This is a genomic window from Burkholderia sp. BKH01 (genome assembly GCF_025685725.1).
Taxonomy (GTDB): Bacteria; Pseudomonadota; Gammaproteobacteria; order Burkholderiales; family Burkholderiaceae; genus Burkholderia; species Burkholderia pyrrocinia_C.
The window spans coordinates 39,659-57,878 of the sequence record NZ_JAOTQT010000014.1; the positions used below are offsets into that span (position 1 = coordinate 39,659).

17 protein-coding genes are annotated in these 18,220 nt (G+C 67.7%); 7 read left to right on the forward strand and 10 right to left on the reverse strand.

Annotation, left to right across the window (positions count from 1 at the left end; all coding sequences use genetic code 11):
* The first annotated feature begins 206 nt into the window (after positions 1-206).
* From OEJ37_RS20520 to OEJ37_RS20540, 5 genes are all read left to right on the forward strand, one after another.
* The gene (locus OEJ37_RS20520) at positions 207-893 is read left to right on the forward strand and encodes a hypothetical protein (RefSeq protein ID WP_174422238.1); all 687 of its coding nucleotides are present in this window, start codon (positions 207-209) and stop codon (positions 891-893) included.
* 123 nt (positions 894-1,016) lie between these two features.
* Positions 1,017-1,847, forward strand: coding sequence for an arylamine N-acetyltransferase family protein (locus OEJ37_RS20525; RefSeq protein WP_152860984.1), 831 nt, complete (start codon positions 1,017-1,019; stop codon positions 1,845-1,847).
* 118 nt (positions 1,848-1,965) lie between these two features.
* Positions 1,966-2,142, forward strand: coding sequence for a ribbon-helix-helix domain-containing protein (locus OEJ37_RS20530; RefSeq protein WP_175946929.1), 177 nt, complete (start codon positions 1,966-1,968; stop codon positions 2,140-2,142).
* Position 2,143: 1 nt separating this feature from the next.
* Complete coding sequence (locus OEJ37_RS20535) at positions 2,144-2,485, forward strand: VOC family protein (protein WP_174416947.1); 342 nt, start codon at positions 2,144-2,146, stop codon at positions 2,483-2,485.
* A 22-nt stretch (positions 2,486-2,507) separates the two neighbouring features.
* Positions 2,508-3,368, forward strand: coding sequence for a class I SAM-dependent methyltransferase (locus OEJ37_RS20540; RefSeq protein WP_263345263.1), 861 nt, complete (start codon positions 2,508-2,510; stop codon positions 3,366-3,368).
* Between the two features lie 14 nt (positions 3,369-3,382).
* Here the strand turns inward: OEJ37_RS20540 and OEJ37_RS20545 are convergent, their stop codons facing one another.
* The 5 genes from OEJ37_RS20545 to OEJ37_RS20565 form a co-directional block, all read right to left on the reverse strand.
* Positions 3,383-8,224 (reverse strand): NAD-glutamate dehydrogenase, encoded by a 4,842-nt coding sequence (locus tag OEJ37_RS20545; RefSeq protein WP_263345264.1) that lies wholly within the window; start codon positions 8,222-8,224, stop codon positions 3,383-3,385.
* Positions 8,225-8,340: 116 nt separating this feature from the next.
* On the reverse strand, positions 8,341-8,562 hold the full coding sequence (locus tag OEJ37_RS20550; protein ID WP_174416944.1) for a hypothetical protein: 222 nt from the start codon (positions 8,560-8,562) through the stop codon (positions 8,341-8,343).
* A gap of 105 nt (positions 8,563-8,667) precedes the next feature.
* Complete coding sequence (locus tag OEJ37_RS20555) at positions 8,668-8,856, reverse strand: 4-oxalocrotonate tautomerase (RefSeq protein WP_011354745.1); 189 nt, start codon at positions 8,854-8,856, stop codon at positions 8,668-8,670.
* 52 nt (positions 8,857-8,908) lie between these two features.
* Positions 8,909-9,685, reverse strand: a complete 777-nt coding sequence (locus tag OEJ37_RS20560; RefSeq protein WP_175918163.1) for a class II aldolase/adducin family protein — start codon at positions 9,683-9,685, stop codon at positions 8,909-8,911.
* The gene (locus OEJ37_RS20565; protein WP_175918162.1) at positions 9,660-10,553 is read right to left on the reverse strand and encodes an urea transporter; all 894 of its coding nucleotides are present in this window, start codon (positions 10,551-10,553) and stop codon (positions 9,660-9,662) included. Before OEJ37_RS20565 ends, OEJ37_RS20560 begins: the two co-directional genes overlap by 26 nt.
* Before the next feature lie 320 nt (positions 10,554-10,873).
* Between OEJ37_RS20565 and OEJ37_RS20570 the strand changes: the two genes are divergently transcribed.
* Positions 10,874-11,386: a putative glycolipid-binding domain-containing protein gene (locus OEJ37_RS20570; protein WP_263345374.1), complete on the forward strand. Its 513-nt coding sequence runs from the start codon at positions 10,874-10,876 to the stop codon at positions 11,384-11,386.
* Here OEJ37_RS20570 and OEJ37_RS20575 read toward each other — a convergent pair.
* The 5 genes from OEJ37_RS20575 to OEJ37_RS20595 all read right to left on the reverse strand — a co-directional run bounded on the left by OEJ37_RS20575 (position 11,341) and on the right by OEJ37_RS20595 (position 16,614).
* Positions 11,341-12,252 carry an alpha/beta fold hydrolase gene (locus tag OEJ37_RS20575; protein ID WP_175918160.1) on the reverse strand — a complete coding sequence of 304 codons (912 nt, stop codon included), beginning with the start codon at positions 12,250-12,252 and terminating at the stop codon, positions 11,341-11,343. The two genes, OEJ37_RS20570 and OEJ37_RS20575, sit on opposite strands and share 46 nt — an antisense overlap.
* A gap of 4 nt (positions 12,253-12,256) precedes the next feature.
* Positions 12,257-13,162 carry a metal-dependent hydrolase gene (locus OEJ37_RS20580; RefSeq protein WP_174416939.1) on the reverse strand — a complete coding sequence of 302 codons (906 nt, stop codon included), beginning with the start codon at positions 13,160-13,162 and terminating at the stop codon, positions 12,257-12,259.
* Positions 13,159-14,094, reverse strand: coding sequence for an SDR family NAD(P)-dependent oxidoreductase (locus OEJ37_RS20585; RefSeq protein WP_174416938.1), 936 nt, complete (start codon positions 14,092-14,094; stop codon positions 13,159-13,161). The genes OEJ37_RS20580 and OEJ37_RS20585 overlap by 4 nt, the downstream gene beginning before the upstream one ends.
* Before the next feature lie 21 nt (positions 14,095-14,115).
* Entirely contained in the window at positions 14,116-15,696 is a 1,581-nt protein-coding gene (locus OEJ37_RS20590) for a flavin-containing monooxygenase (RefSeq protein WP_263345266.1), read from the reverse strand.
* Positions 15,697-15,942: 246 nt separating this feature from the next.
* Entirely contained in the window at positions 15,943-16,614 is a 672-nt protein-coding gene (locus tag OEJ37_RS20595) for a lysoplasmalogenase (protein ID WP_263345267.1), read from the reverse strand.
* A gap of 407 nt (positions 16,615-17,021) precedes the next feature.
* Between OEJ37_RS20595 and speB the strand changes: the two genes are divergently transcribed.
* Positions 17,022-17,990 (forward strand): agmatinase, encoded by a 969-nt coding sequence (speB, locus tag OEJ37_RS20600; protein WP_175918158.1) that lies wholly within the window; start codon positions 17,022-17,024, stop codon positions 17,988-17,990.
* Positions 17,991-18,220: the final 230 nt, after the last annotated feature.

The window sequence follows — 18,220 nt, forward strand, 5'->3', positions numbered from 1 at the left end:
TCATTGATGCAACCGGAGAACGAATTCCGGCACACGCGTGATATCGCGCAGCAAACGCGGATGAATCCGCTCGACCGTGTCCGTCGGTCGCGGAATTGCAAGCGACCGCGCGGCGTGATTTCGTTTCGATGTGTTTCAGTCGTTGCGGCGGCGCGCGGCGCGCTTCGACAATATCGGCCTCAATCATTCCGGCACGAGGGAAACACATGAAGCACATTCGCGCGACGGGCAGGTATCTGGCCTCGGCAGGCATCGCGTTCGGCATCCTGGCGAGCGGCGCCGCGCACGCGCAGCTCGATCTGCAGTCGCTCGGCGCATCGCTGCTCGGCGGCGGGCAGCAACAGGCGGCGCCCGCCCAGGGCGGCATCGCGCAACTGCTGCAGGCGTATGTCGGTGCGAACCAGCAGGTGCTGTCCGGCCAGTCGTCGCTCGCGTCGGCGATGGGGCTGACCGGCGCGGCCGGGCAGGCGCAGCAGGCCGCGAGCCAACTGGCCGGCGGCAACGCGCTGACGCCGGCCGCGCTGTCGCAGATGGGCGGTGCGCAGCAGTCGGTGTCGCAGGCGCTCGGCCAGGCTTTCGCGAGCGGCGGTGCGTCGCACGGCCCGATCGACAAGCAGGCGTTCAGCAACGGCCTTGCGTCGCTCGGCCAAGGGCTCACGCAGTATTCGCAGCTGCAATCGGGCCTCGGCAATCTCGGCTCGACGAGCGCGGCGTCGCTGTTGCAGTCGGGCCTGAATCCGCAGAACATGCAGGCCGCGTCGTATATCGCGCAAAGCGCGCCGGGCCAGTTGCAGTCGCTCGCGGCGACGCTCAGCCAGGCCGTGCAGTTCGCGACGAGCCAGGGCATTTCGGTGCCGTCGGTCGCGTCGTCGGCGCTGAAGCTGTTGCCGTAACGTTGCGCGGGGCTGCGCGCGGTGCGGTGCCGGCATCGCGCGCGATGGCTGACAATCGCCCCGCACAACATGGGGATTTCGCGCGATGCTATCGTGGCGAGTCCCTTTTATCGGTGCAGGTTCATGACTGACTCGTTCGACCTCTCGCGCTATTTCTCCCGCATCGGCTACGACGGCCCGGCCGAGCCGACGCTCGACGTGCTGCGCCGGCTTCACCTGCTGCACCCGCAGGCGATTCCGTTCGAAAACCTCAATCCGCTGACCGGCGCGCGCGTCGCGCTCGACCTGCCCGCGATCGTCGACAAGGTGATCGGGCGCCGCCGCGGCGGCTACTGCTTCGAACTCAACAAGCTGTTCTACACCGCGCTCACGACGATCGGTTTTCGCGTGACGCCGCTGATCGCGCGCGTGCGCTGGATGCGGCCGCCCGAGATCGTCACCGCGCAGACGCACATGCTGCTGCGCATCGATCTCGACGGCGCGGTCTGGCTCGCGGACATCGGCTTCGGCAGCGCGACGCTGACCGCACCGCTGCACTTCGTGCCGGGCGAGCGGCAACTGACGCCGCACGGCGCGTTTCGCGTGATCGACGCGCCGGTCGACGGCGAATTCGACATGCAGTTCGAAATCCCCGACGGCTGGCAGACCACCTACCGTTTCTCGCTGAAACCGGCCGAGTGGATCGATTACGACGCAGCGAACTGGTTCACGTCGACGTATCCCGAATCGATCTTCGTGAACGACCTGATCGCGTGCCGCGTGCTGCCGGACGGCCGCGCGGCGCTGCTCAACACCGCGCTGACGCTGCGCGACGCGGCGGGGGCAGGGCGCACCGTCACGTTCGACGACGCGGCCGCGTGGGGCGCGTGCCTGCGCGACACGATCGGCATCGATACGGCCGGGTTCGATCTCGATGCGCTGTTTGCGCGGCTGGCGGCGCGCGCCGCGAAGTAACGACGCGCCCCCCCGGAGTTCGAGCCGGCGGCCCGCGTGCGGGCCGCGCCCGATCAAGACTGCCCGCTCTCCACCGTTCGTATTTGACAATTGCTATTTTGCTAGCATACTAGCAACCATGACCGACGAAGAAGTGAAGCAATTCAACGTGTACCTGCCGCTCGGCCTGATCCGGCAGGTCAAGCATCGCGCCATCGAAACGGAGCAATCGCTGTCCGCACTGGTGGCCGACGCGTTGCGCGCATACCTGGCCGCGCCGCCGTCGGGCGCGGGACCTTCCACCAACGAGGAGTGACATGTCATCCGAGCGAATCGAAGCCGTGTACCTGACGACGCACAACTGGGGCAAGTCGGCGAAATTCTTCCAGGCGCTGGGCTTTACGCTGGAATTCGAAACCGATCACAACTCGGGCCAGCTTCGCAGCGGCGACGGCCCATTTCTGTTCATCGCCGAAGTGCCGCCGGGCGAGGCGCCGGACATGCAGGTCGTGCTCAAGGTGCCCGACGAGCAGGCGGTGCGGTCGCAGCCGATCGTCGATGTCGTCACGCCGTTCGAGGACACGCACTGGGGCACGCGCGACATGACCGTGCGCGACCCGGACGGCCGCGTGTGGCGGCTGCAGGCGCCGGGCAAGTAGCGCGCACGCGCATGAGGCCGCAATGACCGATACCCGCGAAGACGCTCCCGACAGCACCGCCGCGCGCGTCGCGCTGTGGCGCGCGCTGCACGTCGAACTCGACGCGCCGCCGCATGTGCTCGCCGACGAAATCGGGCTTCGACTGCTCGAGCCGGCGCCGGGCTGGCAGCAGCGCGGCGACATGGATCCGCAGTTCACGCGGCCGTTTCGCGCGTCGATCGTCGCGCGGGCCCGCTTCATCGAGGACCTCGTGGCCGAGCAGGCCGCGCGCGGCGTGAGCCAGTACGTGATTCTCGGCGCGGGCCTCGACAGTTTCGTGCAGCGCCGGCCCGAGATGGCGTCGCGCGTGACCGTCTTCGAGGTCGACCCGCCCGCGCCGCAGGCGTGGAAGCGCCGCCGCCTGGTCGAACTCGGCTTCGGCGTGCCCGACTGGCTGCGTTTCGTGCCGGTCGATTTCGAGGCGAAGCAGTCGTGGCGCGATGCGCTCGTCGGCGCGGGCTTCGATGCCGGCAAGCCGGCGGTCGTGGTATCCACCGGCGTCAGCATGTACCTGACGCGCGAAGCGAACGCGGCCGCGCTGCGCGAAGTCGCGTCGCTCGCGCCGGGCTCGACGCTTGCGATGACGTTCCTGCTGCCGCTGGAGAACGCGGATCCTGACGTGCGTCCGGGGCTGGAAATGGCCGCGAAGGGTGCGCGCGCGAGCGGCACGCCGTTCATCAGTTTCTTCATGCCGGCGCAGATCCAGGCGCTCGCGCTGGAGGCCGGCTTCGCGACGGCCGGGCACGTGTCGGCCACCGAACTGACGCGTCGTTATTTCGCCGATCGCACGGACGGCCTGCGGCCGCCGAACAACGCGGAAGAGCTGCTGGTCGCGACGGTCTGACCCTGCCCGAACCGTTATGCGCGTTCGAGCACGGCCATCTCTCGAACGATCACGAGCAGCACCGCGAGGCTGGCGCCGCCCGACGCGCGCAAGTCCGCGAGCAGGTGCTCGTAGCGCGCGAGCGCGGCGTCGCGGCACTCGCGCCATGCACCGACGATCGTCTCCGGCGTGGTCGATTCCGGCGATTCCGCGAGCGCGCTCGTCGCGAGCGTGCGCTTCAGGCGCGCGATTTCCGCGAGCGCGGCCGCACGCGCCAGCATGTCCCAGTGCGTCGGCGTCGGCAGCGTCGCCGCGCGTTCGCCGATCCATCCGTAATTGAGCAGCGTGCCGAGCGAGAAATAGACGCCCGCGACGAGTTCGAGGCTGCGGTTGCAGGTCGCGGCCACTTCGGCGATGTCGAGCAGCGCGGCCGAAATGTCGCCGCTCGCGACGCGCACCGCGAGCGCGCTGTCGACGCCGGCTTCAACGAGCACGCGCTGCCGCTCGGACAGCGCTTCGAGTGCGTCGGCCGGCAGCAGCGACGGCAGTTGCGGTGCGAGCCGCTGCGCCGCGTCGCGGCAGCGCGCGATCAGCTCGGCAACGCCGCCGTCGGCCACCGCGCCGGACTGCAGATGACGCAGGAACCATAGTGCCGCGCGCTCCAGCAACCGCGCGACATCGACGAACATCCGCGCCTGCACGTCGTCGGCGACGCGGTTGTCGAGCGCGTCGATGTCGCGCCATACCGCATCGAGATCGAACACGTCGCGCGCCATGATGCACGCGCGCACGATGTCGCCCGGCTTCGCGTCGGTTTCCTCCATCAGCCGATGCACGAACGCGCAGCCGACGCGATTGACGAGCGCATTGGTCAGGTGCGTGGCGAGTATCTCGCGGCGCAGCGGATGGCGGCGCATCGGCTCGCTGAAGCGCTGCTGCAGCGGCGTCGGGAAGTAGTCGACCAGCATCGCGGCGACCAGCGGATCTTCGGGCACGTCGGATTCGAGCAGCGCGTCGTAGAGCCACATCTTGCTGTACGCGAGCAGCACCGCGCGCTCCGGCGACGTGAGGCCGAGTTTCGCGGCTTGCCGTTCGGCGACCTCGTCGTCGGTCGGCAGGAATTCGATCACGCGGTTCAGGCGGCCCGCGCGTTCGAGCCAGCGCATCAGGCGCGCCTCGGCGTCGAGCTGCTCGACGCCGTAGCGGCCCGCGATCGACAGCGCCTGCGTCTGGTAGTAGTTGTCGCGCAGCACGAGCAGCCCGACTTCGTCGGTCATCTCCGCGAGCAGCGCGTTGCGCTGCTTCTCGGTCATCTCGCCGTCGGAGACGACGAGCCCGAGCAGGATCTTGATGTTGACTTCGTGATCCGAACAATCGACGCCGGCCGAGTTGTCGATCGCATCGGTGTTGATGCGTCCGCCGCGCTGCGCGAACTCGATGCGGCCGAACTGCGTGCAGCCGAGGTTGCCGCCTTCGCCGATCACCTTGCAGCGCAGGTCCGAACCGTTCACGCGCACCGCGTCGTTTGCGCGGTCGCCGACCTGCAGGTGGGTTTCGCGCGCGGCCTTCACGTAGGTGCCGATGCCGCCGTTGTACAGCAGGTCGACCGGCGCCTGCAGGATCGCGCGGATCAGCTCGGTCGGCGGCAGCGCTTGCGCGTCGATGCCGAGCGCGGCCTGCACGGCCGGCGACAGCGGGATCGTCTTCGCGGTGCGCGGATAGACGCCGCCGCCTGCCGAAATCGCGGCCGGATCGTAGTCGGCCCAACTCGACCGTTCGAGCGCGAACATGCGCTGGCGCTCCGCGAAGCTGACCGCCGGATCGGGGTTCGGGTCGAGGAACACGTGCCGGTGATCGAACGCGGCGACGAGCCGGATATGCGGCGACAGCAGCATCCCGTTGCCGAACACGTCGCCGGACATGTCGCCGACGCCGACTACCGTGAAGTCGGTCGTCTGCGTATCGACGCCCATCTCGCGGAAGTGCCGCTTCACCGATTCCCACGCGCCGCGCGCGGTGATCGCCATCTTCTTGTGGTCGTAGCCGACCGAGCCGCCGGACGCGAACGCATCGTCGAGCCAGAAGCCGTATTCGTGCGAGATCGCGTTCGCGTAGTCGGAGAAGGTGGCCGTGCCCTTGTCGGCGGCGACGACCAGATACGGATCGTCGGGGTCGTGGCGCACGACGTCGGGCGGCGGCACGATCGCGTTGCCGACCAGGTTGTCGGTCAGGTCGAGCAGGCCGCGCAGGAATGTCTGGTAGCACGCGATGCCTTCGCGCATCCACGCCTCGCGATCGCTCGGCGGCGGCGGGTTCTTCACGACGAAGCCGCCTTTCGAGCCCACCGGCACGATCACGACGTTCTTCACCATCTGCGCCTTCATCAGCCCGAGCACCTCGGTGCGGAAATCCTCGCGGCGATCCGACCAGCGCAGGCCGCCGCGCGCGACGCGCCCGCCGCGCAGGTGCACGCCCTCGACACGAGGCGAATACACCCAGATCTCGAACATCGGCTTCGGTTCGGGCAGGCCCGGCACTTTGGCCGGATTGAACTTGAACGACAGGTAGGGTTTCGATTCGCCGTTCGTGTCGAGCAGGAAGTAGTTGGTGCGCTCGGTCGCGTTGATCACGCCGAGGAACTGGCGCAGGATGCGATCCTCGTCGAGGTTCGGCACCTGGTCGAGCGCAGCTTCGATCGCCTTCAGCAGCCGTTCGGCCTGCACGTCGCGCGCGTCGCCGGTGCGCGGATCGAAGCGCAGCAGGAACAGCTCGACGAGCTGGCGAGCGATCTCAGGATTGCCGGTCAGCGCGCGTTCGATGTACGCGTCGCTGAACGTCGAGCCGACTTGCCGCAGGTATTTCGCATACGCGCGCAGGATCGTCACTTCGCGTGCGTTCAGGTGCGCGCGCAGCACGAGGCGGTTGAAGTCGTCGTTCTCGATCCGGCCGTTCCAGATCCGGTCGAACGCATCCTCGAACAGGCCTTTCACGCGCTCGATGTCGAACTCGGTATCGTCGGCGAGTTCGAGCCCGAAGTCGTGCACCCACGCATGCGCGCCGTCCTGCGTCTGGATCCGGTACGGCCGCTCCTCGTCGACGCGCACGCCGAGATGCTCGAGCATCGGCAGGCTGCGCGACAGCGCGATCGGGTCGCCCGAGCGATAGACCTTGAAGCGGAACGCGCGCGCCTCGGCCTCGATCGGCCGGTACAGGTTCATCGCGAGCTGGCCCGAATCCTTCACGCGCTCGATCAGTTCGATGTCGCGCACGGCCGTGCGCGCCGGATAGTCGTCGCGATAGCCGGCCGGGAACGAATCGGCATAGCGTTGCAGCAGGCGGTTGCCTTGCTCTTCGCCGAACGCGTCGAGCAGCGCGTCGGCGAGATCGTCCTGCCAGCGGCGCGCCACCTGCACGAGCCGCGTCTCGAGTTCGCGCGTGTCGACGTCGGGCATCGTGCCCGGCTCCGCATGCACGACGAAATGAATGCGCGCGATCGCCGATTCCGACAGCAGCGGCGTGAATTCGACGTTCACGCCGTTGTACGCGTCGACGAGCAGCTTCGCGATGCGCCGGCGCAGGTCGGTGTTGTACTTGTCGCGCGGCACGAACACGAGGCACGACACGAAGCGGTCGAACCGGTCGCGGCGCACGAACAGGCGCGTGCGCTGGTGTTCCTGCAGACGCAGGATGCCGAGCGCGATGTCGTAGAGCTGGTCTTCGTCGGCCTGGAACAGCTCGTCGCGCGGATAGGTTTCGAGCACCGTCACGAGCGTCTTGCCGAGATGCCCCTTCGGCAGGAAGCCTGCACGCCGCACGATGTTTGCGCACTTGCGGCGCACGATCGGAATTTCGGCATACGAACCGAAATACGCTGTCGACGTGTAGAGCCCGATGAAGCGGCGCTCGCCGGTGATCTTGCCGTCGGCGCCGACGAGCTTCACGCCCACGTAGTCGAGATAGCCGGGCCGGTGCACGGTCGCGCGCGAATTCGCCTTGGTCAGGAAGATCGGCCAGGAGCCGGTGATGATGTCGGCGGCGGCGGGCGGCAGCGGCGTCACGTCGGATGCGCCCGACGTGCGCAGCGATTCGCGCAGGATGCCGAGGCCCGTGCCCTCGATGCCGCGCAGGCCGAAGCCGGTGCCATCCGACACCAGCGCGTAGTCGCGGTGGCCGAGGAACGTGAAGTGATCGGCGGCCATCCATTCGACGAACGCGCGCGCCTCGATGTCTTCCGCGGTCGATTCGCGCGCCTTCATGTCCTTGATCGTCGCGCGCGCGATGTCGACGATCTTGGGCCAATCCTCGACCGATGCGCGCACGTCGCCGAGCACGCGCGCGATGTCCTCGCGCAGCGTGTCGAGCAGTGCCGCGTCGCCGCAGCGATCGACTTCGAAATGGATGAACGACGCGAGTTGCGACTGGCCGTCGCCGGACGTCGCGCCGCCTGCGTCGACGCGCTCGATGCCGCCGTTGGCGCCGCGCCAGAGGCGGAACACGGGGTGCAGCGCCGAATGCTGCGCGAGCCCGAGGCGGTTGACGGCCATCGTCACCGAGTCGACGAGGAACGGCATGTCGTCGTTGACGATCTCGATGACCGTGTGGTCGGAATGCCAGCCGTGCTGCTCGAGGATCGGGTTGTACACGCGCAGCCGTTCGCTGCCGGGCACGTATTTCTGGGCGGTCTGCCAGTGCGCCATCGCGGCGCCGTACAGGTCGGCGATGCTGCGGTTCTGGATATCGTCGGCGTCGACGAAATCGTAGTAATGACGCAGGAAAGGTTCGACGATCCGGAACGTGGCTTCGGGCAGGCGCCCGCGCGCGAATTCGACGACGTCGGAGAGCAGGTGTGCGACGACTTCCTCGTTCTTCGCTTCCATGGCGGTCTCCCGGGTGGCCATTGGCTGCTGCGTCTGTCCGGCATTATGCGCCGATTGCGTGACAAAGCGATGTGCGGGCGCACAACGGCGGAGCCGGGAGACGGCGCGAACGCGCGCTAGTCGAGCCGCTCGGGCTTCAGATCGGGGTGCCGTGCGTAGAGTGGATTCATGAAATCGACCAGCATCGTGGTTAACAAGGATGAGACGAATTCGCGATAGGTCGCGAACTCGTGGTCGGGGCAGGTTTCCTTGACTTGCTGAAGCGATCGATCCAGTTCCGCGCCCATGGACAGGATCATCTCGTTCAACGCCGAGGCGATGCGTGTGTTCTCGATCATGCGGTCTCCTTCGAGCGCTGCGATGTCGCGGCGCGTCCGTTCAGGTTCCGGCCTGGTTCGAGCTTGTTTCGCCCGGCGGGTTCCGCAGGGACTGCGTTTCGCCTGTCAGCGCTCGTCGCTCCACAGCTTCCCGGCCGTCGCCCAGTTTTCCTTTTTCACGTCGGTCAGGATGATGTCGACCGAGCCCGGCGCGCAGCCGAGCGTCTCGCACGTGACGCGCGTGATCGCTTCGACGAATTCGCGCTTCTGGTCGACGGTGCGGCCTTCGAAGAGCTGGATATTGAAAGTCGGCATGTCTGGATGCTCCGATGGTGTGGGGTGGAAATTCGGTGGGACGCCGGTAACGTCAGTCGCGATACGACGGATCGATCCGGTCGAGCCGGCGCAGCAGCGCTGGCCATTCCAGTTCGCCTTCGATCGCGCCGCCGCCGCGCAGTTGTTCGGCGGTGCGGTCGGCGACGGCCGGGTCGGGCAGCACGAGCGGCCCGCCGCCTGCCTGTGCGCGGATCTGGATGTCGCACGCCTTGATCAGCGTATCCATCAGCACATAGGCTTCGGCAATGGTGCGGCCGACCGTCAGCGTGCCGTGATTGCGCAGCAGCATCGCGGATTTCGCGCCGAGGCTCGCGGTCAGCCGCGCGGCTTCGGCCGGCGAGAACGCGAGCGCCTCGTAGTCGTGGTACGCGAGGTCGCGATGAAAGCGCAGCGCGTGCTGCGATGCGGGCAACAGCCCGTCGTGCTGGATCGACACGGCAATGCCGGCCGTATTGTGCAGATGCATCACGCACACGGCGTCGGCGCGCGCGGCATGCACGGCCGCATGCAGCGCGAAGCCCGTCACGTTGACCGCGTGTTCGCTGTCGCCGATCCGGTTGCCGGCCAGGTCGATCTTCACGAGGTTCGATGCGCGGACCTCGTCGAACGCGAGGCCGAACGGGTTGATCAGGAAATGGCCGGGCTCGCCGGGCACGGTCGCGGAAAGATGCGTGTAGATCAGGTCGTCCCAGCCGTTCAGCGCGACGAGCCGATACGCGGCGGCGAGGTCGACGCGCAGCCGGCGTTCGGCGTCCGAGATCGGGCCGCCGGGTTTCACGGCATCAGGACGGTGTGCGAATGACGACATCGGGTTCTCCGAGGGTGAAGCGGCGCGCGACGGCCACCGTGACCCACGACGCGAGCGCGAACGGCGCCGTGAACGCGGGGATGCCCGCGCGTGTCGCGAGCCACTGGATCAGCGCGGCGAGTGCGGCGGCCGCGAACGCCGCGCGCGGGCCGAGCGGCGCCAACGCGAGCGCGGCGAGCGCGCCGTTGAAGCCGAGCAGGCCGTCGGCGAACAATGTGCCGTTCGCGCCGAGCGTGAGCAGCAGCACGGTTGACACGATGGCGCCGCCCAGCGCGAACGCGGCCGCGCGACGCGACGCGGCTGCGATGCCGGCGACGATCAGCGCGCCGGCCCACGCGCCTTGTGCGAAGGTGGTCTGCGCGACGCCCGAGAGCAGCGCGTCGGCGACGGAAGACAGCGTCAGTGTCGCGCCGACCGTCGCGTCGCTCGCATGCTGCGGCGCGACAAACGGCAGCCACAGCGCGGTAACGGCGAGGCACGGGCTCGAATACGGGCACTGCCGCCAGCGGGCGAGCGGCGCGCGCATCGCGCGCTGCACGAGTGCCGCGCCGATGGCGACCAGCGGCACCAGCGCGAGCGCGGCGAGCGGATGGGGCGTGAACAGCACGGCGATCAGCGCGGCGAGTGCGCCGTTGAAGCCGTGCAGCCCCTGTTCGACAGCGCGGCGCTCGGCGCCGGACAGCACGGCGGTCATGCTCGCGACGGCCGAGCCGACCAGCGCCGCGCACGCGAGCCGCACGTCGGTCAACGCCAATGCGGCGAGCAGCAGCGCGCCGGTGAACGCATTCGCCTGCAGCACGATCTGCCCGATGCCGCGCAGCAGGATGCGCAGGTCGATCGACGGCGAGGCGGGGCGGGCGGTAGGCATGGTGGCGGCGGGACAGGACGAGCCGCGAGCATAGGACACAATTTCATGCACCGGAATAGGGAATCCTGGATAGTCAGGATTTGTGGGCGGTGCCCAGAATTGGGGCGTGGTGATGCCAGCCGGCCTGCGTCAGCGATTTTGGGCAATTTGTCGGTTTCGGTAGCGAATTTGGGCAATCGCTAGCCTTTCCGCGCAAGTACGCGTTTGTTGGCGTCTTCGTTCGGGAATTTGTGCGACGATGCCCGGCATCAAGGAAACCGGGAGGCGGAACGATGCGCGAAGTGCGTTAGGCGTCGCTCGAAGGCGACGGGGTCGAACATCTGACGTTCGATCGGAACGGCGGCGGGATCGTCGTCGAAAGCGCGGTGGTCGGCCAGCGGTACGGTCGCGCATACGGGCTTGCGTATCGCGTCGAGTGCGATTCGCACTGGCGCGTGACGTATGCGGTGCTCAAGGTGATGGGCGGCGGCACGCTCGAACTGCGCGGCGACGGCGCAGGCCACTGGCACGACGGCGCGGGCCGCGCGCTGCCGGAGCTCGACGGCTGCGTCGACATCGATATCGCGGCAACACCATTCACGAATTCGCTGCCGATCGGCCGCCTCGGGCTCGCGCGCGGCGAGCGGCGGCCGATCGACGTCGCGTATATCTCGACGCCGGACCTGAAGGTCACGCCGGTCAAGCAGGCCTACGCGTGCATCGAGCCGGGCCGGCGCTACCGCTACGAAGGCATCTTCCGGAATTTCACGGCCGAGATGGACATCGACGACGACGGGCTCGTCGTCGACTACGAGACGCTGTTCAGGCGCCTGCCGACGCCGACGGGGCGCTGAACCGCGGCGGTCGTGACCGCCGGCCGCTCCTGCGCGGACGCGAAGCGGTCGATCCGCGACGCGATCATGTCCGGGTGGCGCAGCACGATCCAGTGCGTGCCGTCGATCTCCTCGCGCACGTGGTCGCCGAGCCAGCGGTCGAGGTCGATCGACATCTCGGGCGTCACGTAGCGGTCGCGCACGGGCACCAGGATCTGCACGGGCGCCTGCGCGTACCGTTCGCGCGGCTTGCGTGCCCGTGCGAGAAAGTTCGCGCGATAAAGCTGCAGGCCGTTCAGCGCATTTTTCAGTTGCACGGGATCGCGCTCGGCGCGCACGCGTTCGGTGAGCTGCAGCCAGCGCGGCCACAGCGCCGCGCCACCGAGCCGCCACACCAGCGACGGCACGAGCGGCAGGTGGAAGAACGCGATGTACCACGATTTCAGGCTCTGCTTGAGTCGCAGCTTCGCGCGGAACACGTGATCGAGGCACGGGCCCGAGATCGACGTGTACGATGCGATCCGGCCGCGGAACGCGGGGTCGGTCACGGCCTCCCAGCACTGGATCGAGCCCCAGTCGTGGCCGACGAGATGGAACGGCCGGCCGCCGCAGGTCGCGTCGGCTACCGCCTTCAGGTCGTCGGCAAGCCGTGCGAGCGTGTAGTCGGCACGGCGGCGCGGCGCATCGGACGCGCCGGCGCCGCGCACGTCGTACGCGATCACGCGGTAGCGCTTCGCGAGCCGTGCGCGGATCGGCGCCCATACGGCCGCCGAATCGGGGTAGCCGTGCACGAGGATCAGCGGCGGCGCGCGACGCGATCCGCTCACGTAGACGGCGAGTTTCACGTCGCCGGACTGGACGGTCAGCATCTCGTGCGCGCGCGCCATGGCGTCATGCCTGCGGAACCGGGTGCAGCGGCACGCGGCGCGGGGCGGCCTGCGCCGCGTAGCGCGCGTTGGTCGCGTCGATGTTCTCGAGCAGCGTGTCGAGCCCCTGCAGGTACTGGTGGTTGTCGTGGTCCCACGGGTGGAAGCCCGGGCGGAAGTAGTCGAGCCATTCGCGCGCGATGCTCGGGAACACGCCGTGCTTCGGGCCGTACAAGTACTTCACGAGGCGCCACATGCCGCCGAACTTGCCGTGTTCGCGACGGTGCGCGCGCATCAGGCGCACGTGGAAGTCGAACACGATCGTCCAGAAGAACACGGTCGTCGTCAGCATCGTGCCCGTGCGCAGCAGGTAGCTGCCGAGGCCGGGTTTCATCACGGCGGTCCATACGTCGTACGACACCGCCTTGTGCTCGGTTTCCTCCATCGCGTGCCACATCCACATCTGCTGGTAGCCTTCGACCGATCCGTCGATGCGGTGCTCGTGGCCCGACAGCAACTGGTTCGCGAGGATCGCCGTGTAGTGCTCGAGCGCGATCGTGATCGCGAGCTGCATCGAATGCGGCAGGGCCTTCTTGAACCAGCCGAGGATCGTCCACAGGCGCTTGTCGAGCTTGTGCGCGGGCAGGCCCGACGCCTGCAGCAGGTCGTTGTATTCGATGTGCTCGCGCGTATGCATCGCTTCCTGACCGATGAAGCCGAGCACCTGCTTCTTCAGCTCGGGATCCTCGATCCGGTCGCGGTAGTTGCGCACCGAATCCATGAAGAAGCGTTCGCCGGCCGGGAACAGCAGCGACAGCGCGTTCATGAAGTGCGTGACCGGCACGCCCTGGACGTGCCAGTCGCGCGCGCGTTCGGGCGGCAGCGCGAAACGGATGTCGCGCCGCACGGGCATCATGTTCGGGGTCGTCATGATTGTTCTCCTCCCTGATTACCTGCGTTGTTGTAGGTTGCGTGCAACGGTGCGGGCGCCGGCGTGCCGCGGGCGGCGTCGCGGCGGGCCCTGGCGGCCTCGCGGCGCGTCGCGAGCACGACGAGCGCCTGGTACGCGGACGGCAGGATGCGCGCCATCCAGTCACCGGCCTTCGCATCGCGGCCGATCAGCACACGGCGCTTGTTGCGGCGCACGCCGGCGAGGATCGTGCGCGCCGCGTCGTCGGCGGTCGTGATGAAGAATTTCTCGAACGTGTCCCGGCCTTGCTGCTCGCTGGCGACCATGAATCCGACCATGTTCTTCGACACGCGGCTGGCCTGCGCGATGTTCGTGCGGATGCCGCCCGGATGCACGCAGGTCGCCGACACGCCGCACTTCATCATGTCGAGCTCCTGGCGCAGCGATTCGGTGAAGCCGCGCACCGCGAACTTGGTTGCGTTGTAGCCGCTCATGCCCGGTTGCGCGAAGATCCCGAACAGGCTCGACGTGTTGATCACGTGGCCGTCGCCCGATGCCTTCAGGTGCGGCAGGAATGCTTTCGTGCCATGCACGACGCCCCAGAAATTGATGTTCACGATCCACTCGAGATCGCTGTATTCCATCCCTTCGATCGTGCTCGACAGCGCGACGCCCGCGTTGTTGAAGATCAGGTTGACCTTGCCGTGTTCCTTCACGGTGTCGTCTGCCCACGCAAACATCGCGTCGCGCTCGCCGACGTCGAGCACGCGTGTCGACACGCGCACGTTCGGTGCGATCGCGCGGACGATCCGTTCGGTTTCCGCGAGGCCGACGCCGTTCTTGTCGGCGAGCGACACATGGCAGCCGGCCTGCGCGAGCTGGATCGCGAGCGAGCGGCCCATGCCCGAGCCGGCACCCGTGATCGCGGCGACCTTGTTGGCGAAATCTCTCATGTCGTTGGCTCCTTGTCTGGCTCAGGCCGCTTCGGCGGAAGTGGATGCGGAAGCGGCGGGTGCGGCGACGGGCCGCGCGATCGTGTCGTGCGGTGCGCGATACGCGTGGTAATCGGCGATCGAGAAGCGCGCGGTTGCCTGGCGGAAGCGCCACGTGAAGCCCGGCCACAGCGTCGTGTTCTTGCCCGTGCGCGGATCGAGATACCAGCTCTTGCAGCCGCCCGTCGACCAGATCGCCTTCTTCAGCTTGCCTTGAAGGTCGCTGTTGAACTGCGCCTCGACGAGCGGGCGCACCTCGATCGCATCCGCGCGCTCGCGGTGCATCGCCTGCAGCGCGCCGAGGATGTATTCGATCTGCGACTCGATCATGAACACCATCGAGTTGTGGCCGAGGCCCGTGTTCGGGCCGACGATCATGAAGAAGTTCGGGTAGCCGGGCAGCGTCGAGCCGAGATACGCGTGCGCGCCGTCGCGCCATGCGTCGACGATGTCGAGCCCGCCGCGGCCGACGATCGCGCCGCGCGGATACGGATCGGCGACCTGGAAGCCGGTGCCGTAGATCAGGCAGTCGACTTCATGGCGGCGGCCGTCGGTCGTCACGACCGCGTCGGCTTCGATATGGTCGATGCCGGTCGTGATCACGTCGACGTTCTTGCGCGACAGCGCCGGGTAGTAGTCGTTCGAGATCAGCACGCGCTTGCAGCCGAGCGTGTAGTTCGGCGTGACGGTCTTGCGCAGCTCCGGATCGGGAATCTGCTTGCGGATATGGCGCAGCGCGAGCTTCTGCACGTTCTTCATCAGCGATGGATGGATCGCGAAACCGAGCACGCGCGATTCGAGCATCCAGTAGATGCCGCTGCGCACGGCTTTCTGCGTGAACGGCAGCGTGCGGAACAGCCATTTCTCGAACCTGGTCAGGTTGCGGTCGGGCTTCGGCATGATCCACGGCGGCGTGCGCTGGAACAGCGCGAGTTCCTTCACGCGCGGCGCGATCTGCGGCACGAACTGGATCGCGCTCGCGCCGGTGCCGATCACCGCGACGCGCTTGCCTTCGAGCGCGTAGTCGTGATCCCACTGCTGCGAATGGAACGCGCGGCCCTTGAAATTCTCGACGCCCGGAATCGCCGGCAGCGCGGCGCGCGACAGGCCGCCCATCCCCGACACCAGCACGCGCGCGGACAGCCGCTTGCCGTTCGCGAACGTGAGGCGCCAGCGCTGCGCGGCCTCGTCGTATTCGGCGCGCTGCAGCTCGTGGTTCAGGCGCAGGTGCGGGCCGATCCCGAAGCGCTGCACGCAGTCTTCCAGATACGCGCGGATCTCCGGCTGCGGCGCGAACATACGCGTCCAGCGCGGGTTCGGCGCGAACGAGAACGAATAGACGTGCGATTGCACGTCGCATGCACACCCGGGGTAATGATTGTCGCGCCACGTGCCGCCAACCGACGCGGCCTTCTCGAGGACGACGAAGTCGGTCACGCCTGTTTGCCGCAGGCGGATCGCCATCCCGAGACCGGCGAAGCCGGTGCCGATGATGGCGATGTCGATGGTTTCGTCCAGGCCGTCGTGGCCGGGCGGACCGAAAGGCAACGTGCGAGCAGTCATCCGGGTGTCTCCGATTTGGCTCATTTTTTAATGTTACATTGGTTGATGTAACGATAGTGGGTGAGCCCGGAAACCGCAAGAGGCTAGAAGCGGCGCTCTAAGGGCCGGAAGCCAGGCGGGAAAAGGCTGAGCGGGGTTTGGAACGGGCCGTTTTCCGCATTGCGGAATTCGCGGAAAGGCCCGTCGATGGGGCAAGAGCAGCGGTGGACGAGACCGCCGCCATGCGGCGGTCTGTTTGAAACGGAATCAGGGGCGGATCGATCGGGCGGCCGACTCATGGAAAACCCCGGCCACGATCGTGACCTGCGCGAGCGCGTAGAGGGCCCAGATCAGGTAATCGATGCCCGGAAAACCGCCGAGGAACCGGCCGACGCCGATCAGCGTATCGGAGCCGACGAAGATCAGGCTGCCGACGGCCACCTGCGCGCCATGCGTGCGGGCGGCGAGCGCGAAGCTCGCCATCGCGCACAGCACGAGCATGTAGACGGCGACCGGCGCCAGCAGTTCGCCGAGGTGCGGCAGGAAGGCGAGGTAGAACGCCGGCGCGGCGATCCACAGTCCGACCAGCGCGGCGATGCGCCAGCCGTGCGGCCGCGCGCGCCAGCGGAAGAAAATCGCGCAATAGAACAGATGCGTGATCAGGAACGCGCCGAGGCCGAGGACGAACGACAGCGGCCAGTCGGGCAGCGCGAGCAGCACGTCGCCGAGCACGGCCGTCGCGAGCGCCGCGCACAGCCACGCACGTTCGCGCGCCGCGCCGCAGGTGCTGCCCGCCGCGAGCAGCAGGATGCCCATCGCGGCTTTCGCGGCGGCTTGGCCCGGATAGGGCGCGGCGGCGAGCGACAGCCCGTACAGCAGCGCGGCGGCGACGGCGAGCGGCCAGAGCCGGCGGTAGGTGGCGGGAAGCGTGGTGATCAAGGCGGGTGTCTCCGGATTGTTGTTGTCTGCGGTGGACGGCGCGCCGTCGGCGGCGCGGCTGCGGCCATTATCCGGAAGAAAGGGCAGGCGAAAACCGGCGAATCCTTCTAGGACGCGGTCGGGATGGTACGTGCAGGTGTGTGCCCGCCGCCGCGATCCGGTGCTGCCGGGTGACGATGCGCGGGCGCCGCCGCCGGATTTTTTCAACGCGTTGCCCCCGCTGAACCGGGGCAACGACTCCAATTCGGCTTGCTATGATCGCCGCGGTATTGCCGTTGTCGTTGTCCCGCCCGGCCGTGCGACTGGATGCGCAAGCCGGTGCGTGCCCGATGAATCCATGCCGTGCCTGGCCCGCGCGCCGATGCAGCGCGGGGCGGAGCCGGTTCCCCACGAACACAGGTCCGACCATGACCGAACTACTCCACGGCGACGGCGCGATCCGTCGCACGACGCCGTACGGCTCCTCGATCGAAAACACCTATGCGGGCGTGCTGTCGTTCATGCGCCGCAACTATTCGCGCGTGCTCGACGGCGTCGACGTCGCGATTTCCGGCGTACCGCTCGATCTCGCGACCACCTATCGCTCGGGCGCGCGGCTCGGCCCGGCCGCGATCCGCGCGGCGAGCGTGCAGCTCGCGGAGCTCAATCCGTATCCGTGGGGCTTCGATCCGTTCGAGGATCTCGCGGCCGTCGACTACGGCGACTGCTGGTTCGATGCGCACAACCCGCTGTCGATCAAGCCCGCGATCATCGAGCATGCGCGCACGATCCTGCGTTCGGGCGCGAAGATGCTGACGCTCGGCGGCGATCACTACATCACGTATCCGCTGCTGGTCGCGCACGCGGAGCGCTACGGCAAGCCGCTGTCGCTGATCCATTTCGACGCGCACTGCGATACGTGGGCCGACGACGATCCGGACAGTCTCAATCACGGCACGATGTTCTACAAGGCCGTGAAGGAAGGGCTGATCGATCCCGCAACGTCGGTGCAGGTCGGCATCCGCACGTGGAACGACGATTTTCTCGGGATCGAGCGGCTCGATGCCGCGTGGGTGCACGAGCATGGTCCGCGCGCGGCGGTCGAGCGGATCGTCGACATCGTCGGCGCGCGGCCCGCGTACCTGACGTTCGATATCGATTGCCTCGATCCGGCGTTCGCGCCCGGCACGGGCACGCCGGTCGCGGGCGGGCTGTCGTCCGCGCAGGCGCTCGCGATCGTGCGCGCGCTTGGGGCGGTGAATCTGGTTGGCGCGGATGTCGTTGAGGTGGCGCCTGCTTACGATCATGCGGACATTACTGCAATCGCGGCCGCGCATGTTGCGTGCGATCTGCTGTGTCTGTGGCGGCAGAAGAAGGTCGCGGGGGCGTTGAAGTAGGGCGGCGCGCACGGTCACGTAACGCAGAAGGCCGGCGGGTAATATGACCGCCGGCCTTTTTTCATGCGTCGCGCGTGACGTTCCGTGGGGCCGGCAGAACAGGGTGCTTCGCGGATTGCAGTGGTTGGCGCTGTCCGACTCCGAACGGACTCTCGCGCGATCAAAGCGGCCGAGACCTGTCCGCATTCAACACTGTTCGAAGACGATGAGCCCACAACGTAGTCGTAGTG